Raw genomic sequence first — 9170 nt, forward strand, 5'->3', positions numbered from 1 at the left:
CTCGCCCGCCGCGCCGAATGGCGCGACGAGCTCGACCGCCAGCTGCCTGACGCACTGGACCTCATGGCCATCTGCATCTCTGCTGGATCGTCGTTCGAGGGCGCGCTGGCATCGGTCGGCACCCGCATGGACGGGGCGATCGCCGAGGCCTTCGCCCGCGTCGCCAAGGAGGCGGCTTACTCGAGCCGTTCGGAGGCCCTGCTGGGACTGGCCGAGCGCGCCCAGGTGAACTCGATCACCTTCTTCACGGCGTCGCTCGTGCAGGCCGAGCGCGCGGGATCTTCTCTGGTCGACATCATCCGCATGCAGGCCCAGTCCGTGCGCACCGAGCGCCGCCTGAGGGTCGACGACATGACCAACAAGCTGTCCACCAAGATGCTCTTCCCCATGCTTCTGCTCATGCTGCCCTCGATCATCATGCTCATGCTCGCACCGATGGTCCTACAGCTCGGCGAGTTCTTCTAATCCCCAACCAAGGAGCCATCCGATATGAACGACAGATATCTCGACGAGGCCGTGGCCGTCACGGTCTCGGGCAAGAGGGTCCCGATCCTCACCCATACCTGCAAGGGCTTTATCGAGCGCTTCTGCGGGCTCATGCTCAAGCGCGAGGTACCCGAGGCCTGCGGCCTGTACTTCCCTGGCTGCCGGTCGATCCACACCTGCATGATGCGGGTGCCCATCGACGTCGTCTGGGTGCGCGAGGGCGAGCCCGGCGAGCTCGATGCGGTATCGCTCGATGTCGCGCTCAAGCCCTGGCGGTTCTTCGCCGCGCCGCGCGGCGCCACCGGCTGCGTGGAGTTCCGCGCCGGGTCGTTCGACCCCGCGGACAGGCCGGCCGAGATCGCGCGGCCGAAGAAGAGGAAATAGGCGATTTCGGCCGCAATGCCGCCGTCTGCCTGTGTAGGCAGGCGGCTTTTGGGTATCGCGCCCGGTTTGCCTTCGCGTTTTCCATGGGTGGCGGCATGGAGGGACCCCATCCGTCCCGTAGGGCCGCCGGATGTGGGAAACGCCTCGCGGCCGGCTTCGGCGGAACGGGGTATGAGTCAAAAGGAGCTTGCCGAGGCGGCAGGCCTCACACCGGCCTCGGTGAGCAGGTACGTCAACGGCGAGCGGCTGCCGTGGCCTGCCACGATCGCCGCGATGTCGCGCGCCCTCGGGGTCGAACCGTCGGACATCATCGGAACCTCCTGTGATCAGGAGCTGGATGACGCCGTGCACCACGTAGCCCGCAATGCGGACAGTCTCACGGAAGCGCAGCGCGCCGAGCTTATCGCCGCACTTGCGAAGCGCTAGGGAGATCGGCGGACGGCCGAGGTCGATATGCTCAAATATAGAATCTGAGGGCGCGTCTATACCTTGCCGGAGTTGGGTAAGATGGCCGTAGAAGACGATGCGTCCCCGTGTGAGCGACAAGGAGCGCGGGCGGCCTAGTTTTCAGCTTTGGTTAGATGCCCGGGCTCCACCCCGGGCATCTGCGTATCAACTCCGGTCCACCGGGTAGAATCACAGGTGAACGAAGCGGACCCTGCGCAGGTTGCTAGCCAGTTACGCGGGCGATGCGGATTTCAGGTTTAAAGGCCGGGCTGCACTCCCGGCCTTTTTCTGCGACAACCCCGCCGCCCGCCTGCTCGCGGGGTGCGTCGCCCTTCAATTCCAGCCAATCTAATATGGGCGTCTACCTGCTGCGTTGGGACGATTGACGGTAGCCCGTGGGCATGGCGTCCGGGTACATATCGCCCTTGGGTCTCCTGCGGATGAACGGGGCAAACGCCCTGTCGGTTTCGGCAGGGCGCCGCTTGCAATCGGAGATATGTTTTGAGGGAAGGGAGAGGGGCCGTTTTCGCCCGGCCCCGGGGCGCGCACCTGCGTTGCCCGCGTTCCCAAGGTGTGACAGCATAAGGAACGGGTTCCGCTTGCTATCGATTCTACCTTGTGGCGCGGCGTTCCATCTGGCGGCCCCCATTTCTCCATATCCGGTCGAGGACGTAAGGTTTTGCGGTCTGAGCGCATCTTTTAGGCAGTTGCGGGGTATACTTCCTGCCGAATCTGAAAGATCTCTGGAAGGCGTGAGCATCTATGAAGTCGATCATCGACCCTGCCGGCGAACACGGCGCCCATATGCTCTGCATGGCGGCGGTATAGTTGTTCGGTTGGGAGTGCGATCCCGCGAGGGACGGGCGGCTCACGATCGCCGAATACCGCGAACAGTTTTTGGGCAAGGTGGGCCATCGGGCGACCATCTCGGGGCACATGGGCTCGAAACGCGGCACCGCGGCGAACCTCGCGAAGGTGCGCTGCACGCTCGCGCAAGTGTTCGACAGCTTCGCTATCTTCACCGTGAACGACGGCAGGCACACGCAGCCGGGACGCCGCCGGACCCTGTGCGTCGATTTCGCCTCGGTCCATTCCGGCGATACCGTAGTCGAATGGCTCTAGGCGGGTCGCGACCACGATTCCGCAGGACTGAAAGGAAACGACCATGACCGAGAAGAAGGCCGCCTTCGGGAACAACTTCAGCCCCGAACAGCGGGCCGCCGCACTGAAGCGCGCCGCCGAGATGCGCGCCGCGCGCGCCGAGTACCTTGCCCGCGTCAAATCGGGCGAAGTGACCATCGCGACCGCCCTGGCCGAGGGCAAGGATAATCCCGTCGTCGGGCGCATCAAGGCGAAGCGTCTGCTCATGGCCCTGCCGGGTATCGGCTCGGCGAAGACGCAAAGCGCCATGACCGCAATCGGCATCGCGGAGTCCCGCCGCGTCGCGGGCATCGGGCAGCGCCAGGCCGAAAAGCTCATCGAGCTTTTCGGGTAGATGCGCACGCTGCGTTGCCCCAACGGGCAATGAGGAACCATATGCGAGGCCCCGGAGCCGTCGCCCATTGGGCGGCGGCTCTTCCCTTTCGCGTTCCAGGGCGTCTGGGGTGCGGGTGAGTGCTTCCCGTTCGGGAAACATGGACGGGCGCGGGGGCGGTCGGGGTCCAGCGCGGATAGCATCGATGGCGAATATACCCGCGCCGCCGGACGGCGCCCGATGAAAGGACCGACCGCCATGTTGTGGAACTACGACGTCAGCGACAAAGAAGAAGCGGAGCGCATGGCCTCGCTCTACGGCGAGGACTTCACGCGTGCCGTCGAGCCCGGAATGGAAGTCGAGACCGGCCGCAACCTCGTCCGACGCTGCGGCAACGAACTCGGCGTCGCCACCTGGGAGGCGTACGACTTCGACCCGGACACCTGGACGTGCGAAACCTTCTCGAATCGCGAGGCGGCCGAGCTCTGGCTTTCCGGGTCCCTTTACCTGGACGAGTGTAATGAGCTGGACGATCAGCTCACCCAGTCAGTCAAACGCATGGCCACGCTTGTCGCCAACATGTCCGGCGGTCGATGGACCGCCGGGATCCAGGAATACAGGGACGGGCGCAAGTCGCTGTCCTTCCAGCTCTCCGACGAAACGGGCTTCTTCTTGATCACCTCCCCCATCTGCAAGGCATCCGAGCTCGCCCTGGGGGTGGTCCGCGACCGCGTGCGCGAGGAGCTGGCAGACCTCGACCCGTACCGCGAGGCGCTGGAGGCGTGCCGCCGCGCCGAGGACAGCTCTATCGCGCTCGACAAGCTCGCGTTCTACGAAAAGCTCAAGGACCGGGACATGCCGGTGCTCCTCGGGGCGCTCGCCGTCGCCACCGAGCAGAACCAGCGCGCGATCGGACGCCTGCTCGCGGACAGGAAATTCGAGGACATGCCCGAGCTGCCGGATGCCATCAATCCCATGGAGGCCGCCTTCGCCGAGGCCAAGGGGAAGCTCCTGGAAGGCATCGACGAGATGATCGAATACGGCTACGTCGACGAGTCCGGCATCTACGAGAACCCCTTCGCGGCAATCGGCACCATGCTCGCCGAAGCCGCACTTGAGCATGCACGCGCAGACGCCGAGTACTTCGACGAGGACTTCCGCATGCGCGCCACGGAGGGCATCGATATGTGGGCCGTCGCCCGGGAAATCGCCAAGACGGTCCCGGAGGCCAAGCCCGCCGAAGAGGAGCCCGCGCAGGCGCGCGGACCCAAGCACTAGATCCCCGGAGTAAGCATGACCAGAAAACACGCAACCATGACGGACGGTGAGGGCATCTGCCTCGCCTTCCAATCAGAGCACGGCGGCTTCGATTGCAGCGAGGCCGCCATCGACCGCGTCTCGGGTGCGCTCATCTGCAACGACGGCACGTTGGAGGGCCTGGGCGAGGGCGTCGCCGATGCGGCGATCTACCCCACCGCCGAGATCTTCGCCGGCGCCCGCCTGCTCGCGCTCGACCGCGCCGCCGAGGGCTACGCCAACGGCCGGGATGCGCACGCGATCGATGCCGCGGCGAAGTCCGTGGCGGAATCGGTGCGCCGCAACTGCATCGAGATCGGCGGTGCCGGCGCCTCGATGATCGATTTCGCGGGACACCCGTTCGCCGCATCGCAGTGGATCGGCGAGAACTTCAAGACCTCGATCAGCGAGGTGGACGCGCGCCGCCTCATGCAGGACCTCACGCTCGTAGATATCGCCAAGCTCGACCGCTCCCGCCCCCTCATCGAGGGCATGGGCGCCCAGGCGCACGAGGGCATCCTGGCGTTCCTGGACGGCATGGAGGAGCTTCGCGCCTCATCGGTCGACGTTGAGCTGTTCGACCGGTTGATGGTCGATGATTTCAACGTCGTCCGCACGCTCGGAAGCGACAGGTCCCGCGAGCTCGGCACCGTCACGGTCCACGGGCGCGACATCGAGATCTCCTGCACGCTCGCCGACGGTTTCCTCGCGACCGCTAGACCGCAGGCCGGAACCGTCCTCACGTTCAGCTCGAGGCGCCGCGGCTGGCACGGCTTCCAGTCCTCCCCCATCTCGTTCGGTGGCTCCATCGTCTCCATCCGCCACGACATGCCGGACGCACGGCTCGCCCGCGACTTCGACCTCGCGCTGCTTTCCGCCGAGGCGGAGACCGCCATGCGAGAGCTCGACGTCCCCGTCCCGGCGGCCCTCGGGTACGTCAAGGAACAGTGCGAGAGGGTTTCCGTGCGCTGCGACGAGATCGAGGCGAAGATCGGCGCGGCCGTTGAGGCCGTAGCGCCGACTGCCTCGAAGGGCGTGAGCCCAGCGTCCATGGCAGCAGCCGCCAAGGCAGCGGCGCATGCCGGTGAGACCGGAAGCGCAGACATCAAGGTTCACAGATAGAAAGAGGTATGTGTGATGGCTTTCAATGTAAGGCAGATGCCGGCGGACCGAGCCGCCGCGCTCATCGGGGAAGACGACGTCGCAGTCTTCTCGCAAAGGCTCGAGACCATGGCGGCGACGTCGCAGTTCGATCTGGAGGAACCCGATTCGACCCGGCTCACGTTCCTGTTCGAGGTCGGAAAGGACGATCTCTTACGTGAGGGGAAGTGGCTCGACGGAGTCGATTACATGTCCGATCTCGTCTTCGAGACCCCGCGCGACCTGGCCGGCAAGATCTTCAAGAGATTCGAGACGTTCGCGGATGACGACCATACTCCATCGGAAGCCCTCGCCGACGTCCGCTGGGGCTTCGCGAGGTTCGGCGGCACCTGCACGGTCCTCAGCGGACTCAGTGAGAAGGAGGCCTTGGATATGGAAAAGAAGGGCGATGTGGGCGCGAATACCCCCAATGGGAAAGCAGGCGCGGAGCAGCACCCGGAAGCTCCGGCGGAAAGTCCGGTCGACCTAGCGCATAGGGCGGCGGCTGCCGCACGGCGCAGCCGTGTCCAGATGGAAGATGCCGCCACGCATCTCGCGCGTCACTGATTTCCGGAGGTCCGAATGTTCCTGCATGCAGTAAAGAAACCGACCGGGGAGGCCCGGGCCGGCGCCACTAGGGCGGAGAGCGCATCGCCAGAGCGAAAGGCGGATTCCCCTAGAGTCCCGCCTTTCGGTTCGAATACTGCGTCCTGCACGACGGGGAACAGAACTCGCGTCTCTTCCCCCTGGTTTTAACCAAAATGCCGTTCCCGCAATTCTTACACGTCGCGGGGACATATCCGTAACGGTAGATAATCGAGCCGAACATCGATGCAGCCGCGGAGTGGAATAGATACCTGGGCAAAGGCTCGTTATCGAAAATCGATGGCTCGCTTACGGACCATCCGAGGGGTTCGCCGTCTTTCGTAGTCAGCCCGCGCAGCATCTCGACGGTAGATTCCACGAAAGCGACCGCTTCGTCTCTTTGATTGCCTCCATCATCGATGCTGAGATACAGCTGGGTCTTCTCGATTTCCGGCTTCCAGCAGACGTCGAAGAACGGCGCGCCCTCGCCGGTCTTTATCTGCGCGGTTATCAGAACCGCGTTGGGGACTGATCCGAAAAGAACCTTGTCCTTCTTCGGACTCAGGTCGAGAATCCGCGTCTCCAACGGGTTGATGACCATATAGCCGAAGACGTTCTCGAACCACTTCGACGAGTAGTTGAGAGTTCTGTCGAAAGACGAGTTATGCTTAAACGGCAAGACGTAATAGGAGTCCTCGAGCTCCCCGGCGATGCGGGATCGGTGTATTTTGTCGAAGTGCCTGAAACCGCTTCTCTCGAGTACGTCGCCGCATCCGGACCTGATGTTCGCCGTCAGCCTCAGTACCAACGACCCGAGGTTTCGGCACAGTACGATATCCTCCAGAGGCTCGACCACGACAGTGCATCCGGGATCGGCCTCCCGCCACCTTCTCAGCTCGGCAAGGCCATCGGATTCGATAAGGCCGTGCCTTTCGATATCGCGCGAGACGGAGGCCCGAGACGGATAAAGAGACGAGGCGCTGCCCGTCGCAGACACCCCCTCAAGGCACAGTTGGAGATAGAGGAAGTCTTCGTCGCAACGCGTGAAACCACGCTCGCCGCCGACGGACTCCTCCACGACCTCGATGGCCTCGTTGATAGACAACCGCCTATTCTCCTCTTTATAGATGCTGCGATCGATGAGCGGGCCCGATTCCGAGATTGCCGCGACGAGCTCGTCGAGCGTGCCCCACCGAAGCAAGTGCTCGGCCAGATCGAAGTCCATAGGCGCTGTCGCCGGTACCGGATTGTCGGACCCGATTACCTCGAACAGCGAATGGAAGCCAGTGTTTCGGTTCCTTGCGATGAATACGCTTCTGATCATTTGCCAAACAACACCAACCTAGATAACTGCTGCCCATAATCGCAATCGTACCCACGGCATAAAGTTAATTTCAGGTCCGTGGTTAATTCTTCCCAACGTCAACCGTCAATATCTGAATACCCGGGATAGAGGAAACGACATCTGACGCCATGCCTCGGTCGAGGCTCCCCCGGGCCGTCGCTTCCCGTTCGGGAAGGCGCGTTGGCGCTGGCGTCCCATGGGGATACGGTATCCGAGATAACGCAAACCAGACCATGAAGGCGAGGCACCGATGGCGCGCCGCTCCCGCAAGACGCTTCAGGCAGAAGGACAGCTCTCCCTTTTCGCCATGACCGACGACTTCCTGTTCGCCGTCACTGAAAACACGGAGAATGCCGTTGACAAAGCCGCCGAGTCGCGGTCTTATGTAAACCAAATCGCGGGCGAGCCGCCCGCCGACGCATCTCGGAAGGGAGACGAAGATGGCCGTCCTGAAGCAACCGTATACGGGAGTACGCGGCATGAGGTACCAGTTCATGCTGGACAACCTGCCGGAGAAGGTAGCCGAGCTGAAGGCATCCGGGAAGACGGAATCGTATCTCGAGCAGATCGAGACGGCGTACCGCAACCGGATCAGCGAGCTCACGCCGGGCTGCATGAAGTCGTGCGGGGCGACGCCGGAACTTCGCTCGAGCGACCTTCCGAGCTTCATCAAGAAGGCGAACTCCGCCGAGGCGATGGCGACCGAGATCGCGATCAAGGAGATCATCGAGGCCATGTAGGGGCCGCCGAGGCCGAGACCCCGACGCCTATCGACGAGCCTGCCGACGACGCGGCGACCATCGACGCGGTCGCCGGCGTGGACTCGCAGTGCGCCGGCAGCCCCATCGCCCGCGCCAGGAAGAACCTGGCCGCCCTGGAGGCGCTTGCCGCCGCCGAGGAGCGAGGCAGCGCCACCGCCGCCGAGATCGCCGCCATGGAGGCCTATTCGGGCTGGGGCGGCGCGCAGAAGGCCTTCTCCGAGAAGGCCGAGGGCGAGTGGGGCGAGATCCGCGACAGGCTCAGGGAGCTGCTGAGCGAAGACGAGTTCGCGTCCCAGCGTCATACCGTCCTCACCGCCTTCTACACGCCGGCGCCCGTCATCGGCGCCATCTACGACGCGCTGCGCGAGGCCGGCATCGGCCGGGTCGACAAGCCCGCCGCCATCCTCGAGCCGGGCTGCGGCACCGGCAACTTCATGCGCCTGGCGCCGGCCGACCTCGCCCTGGACTTCCACGGCGTCGAGCTCGACCCGATCTCGGCGCGCATCGCGCAGGCGCTCTGCCCCGAGGCGCACATCACCGCCGCCGGCCTCGAGGAGTGCCGGGTCTCCCCCGCATCCTTCGACGCCGCGATCGGCAACGTGCCCTACAGCGGCGACATCAAGATCGACGGCATGCCGATCCACGACTACTTCATCAGGAAGAGCGTCGAGGCGGTGCGCCCCGGCGGCATCGTCGCGGTGCTCACCAGCCGATACACGCTCGACAAGAACTCGACCGCGACCCGCCGCGCCATGGCCGAGAAGGCCGAGCTCCTGGGCGCGGTGCGCCTGCCGGCCGAGACGTTCAGGCGCCAGGCGGGAACCGAGGCGCTGAGCGACATCCTGCTGCTCCGCCGCCGCCCCGAGCCCATCGCCCTGTCCGACGACGAGCTTCCCGAGTGGGTCGAGACCTCGCCTTTCGAGGACACCGTCAACATCAACCGATACTTCAACGAGCATCCCGGCCGCGCCGTCGGCGACATGTCGGTCGTCAGCGGTCCCATGGGCCCGACGCTCGGCGTCAGCTTCAAGGGCGGGGCCACCGCCCTCGGCGACCGCGTCTCCGACCTGCTGCGCGACAGCGTCGACCGCGCCGGCGTCGTCGAGATGGCCGCAGCCGAGGAGGCCGCCGGGGTCTCGGCGGTCCCGACCGCGCCCACGAAGTTCGAGTTCTCCGTCGCCGCGGACGGCACGATCTGGTACGGCACGGAAGACGCCGTGGAGCCCTTCACGCCCGGCGGCGGCAGACCGGC

Annotated in this window: 11 protein-coding genes; 10 read left to right on the top strand and 1 reads right to left on the bottom strand. The window is 64.7% G+C overall.

From position 1 onward, the window contains the following. From GPA_RS13170 to GPA_RS13205, 8 genes are all read left to right on the top strand, one after another. Positions 1-465 (top strand): type II secretion system F family protein (locus GPA_RS13170; RefSeq protein ID WP_041239639.1); only part of this gene is annotated, 465 nt, incomplete at its 5' end. A gap of 24 nt (positions 466-489) precedes the next feature. Next, the gene (locus tag GPA_RS13175) at positions 490-870 is read left to right on the top strand and encodes a DUF192 domain-containing protein (protein WP_015540173.1); all 381 of its coding nucleotides are present in this window, start codon (positions 490-492) and stop codon (positions 868-870) included. Between the two features lie 171 nt (positions 871-1041). Further along, positions 1042-1296, top strand: a complete 255-nt coding sequence (locus GPA_RS19410; RefSeq protein ID WP_015540174.1) for a helix-turn-helix domain-containing protein — start codon at positions 1042-1044, stop codon at positions 1294-1296. Positions 1297-2145: 849 nt separating this feature from the next. After that, a complete protein-coding gene (locus tag GPA_RS19415) occupies positions 2146-2439 on the top strand; it encodes a hypothetical protein (RefSeq protein ID WP_015760239.1) in 294 nt (97 codons plus the stop codon). A 43-nt stretch (positions 2440-2482) separates the two neighbouring features. Beyond that, on the top strand, positions 2483-2812 hold the full coding sequence (mihF, locus tag GPA_RS13190) for an integration host factor, actinobacterial type (protein WP_015540176.1): 330 nt from the start codon (positions 2483-2485) through the stop codon (positions 2810-2812). 237 nt (positions 2813-3049) lie between these two features. Beyond that, a complete protein-coding gene (locus GPA_RS13195; RefSeq protein ID WP_156791056.1) occupies positions 3050-4069 on the top strand; it encodes a hypothetical protein in 1020 nt (339 codons plus the stop codon). A 15-nt stretch (positions 4070-4084) separates the two neighbouring features. After that, on the top strand, positions 4085-5209 hold the full coding sequence (locus GPA_RS13200; protein WP_156791057.1) for a hypothetical protein: 1125 nt from the start codon (positions 4085-4087) through the stop codon (positions 5207-5209). Between the two features lie 15 nt (positions 5210-5224). Beyond that, positions 5225-5794 carry a hypothetical protein gene (locus GPA_RS13205; RefSeq protein WP_015540179.1) on the top strand — a complete coding sequence of 190 codons (570 nt, stop codon included), beginning with the start codon at positions 5225-5227 and terminating at the stop codon, positions 5792-5794. A gap of 109 nt (positions 5795-5903) precedes the next feature. Here GPA_RS13205 and GPA_RS13210 read toward each other — a convergent pair whose 3' ends face one another. Then, complete coding sequence (locus tag GPA_RS13210) at positions 5904-7037, bottom strand: hypothetical protein (protein ID WP_015760236.1); 1134 nt, start codon at positions 7035-7037, stop codon at positions 5904-5906. A 599-nt stretch (positions 7038-7636) separates the two neighbouring features. Between GPA_RS13210 and GPA_RS13215 the strand changes: the two genes are divergently transcribed. Both GPA_RS13215 and GPA_RS19420 read left to right on the top strand, forming a co-directional pair. Further along, positions 7637-7897, top strand: coding sequence for a TnpV protein (locus GPA_RS13215; RefSeq protein WP_015540181.1), 261 nt, complete (start codon positions 7637-7639; stop codon positions 7895-7897). A gap of 77 nt (positions 7898-7974) precedes the next feature. Next, positions 7975-9170: DNA methyltransferase family protein (locus tag GPA_RS19420; protein ID WP_041239641.1), on the top strand; the 1196-nt coding region annotated here is incomplete at its 3' end.

This window comes from Gordonibacter pamelaeae 7-10-1-b, from assembly GCF_000210055.1.
GTDB lineage: Bacteria > Actinomycetota > Coriobacteriia > Coriobacteriales > Eggerthellaceae > Gordonibacter > Gordonibacter pamelaeae.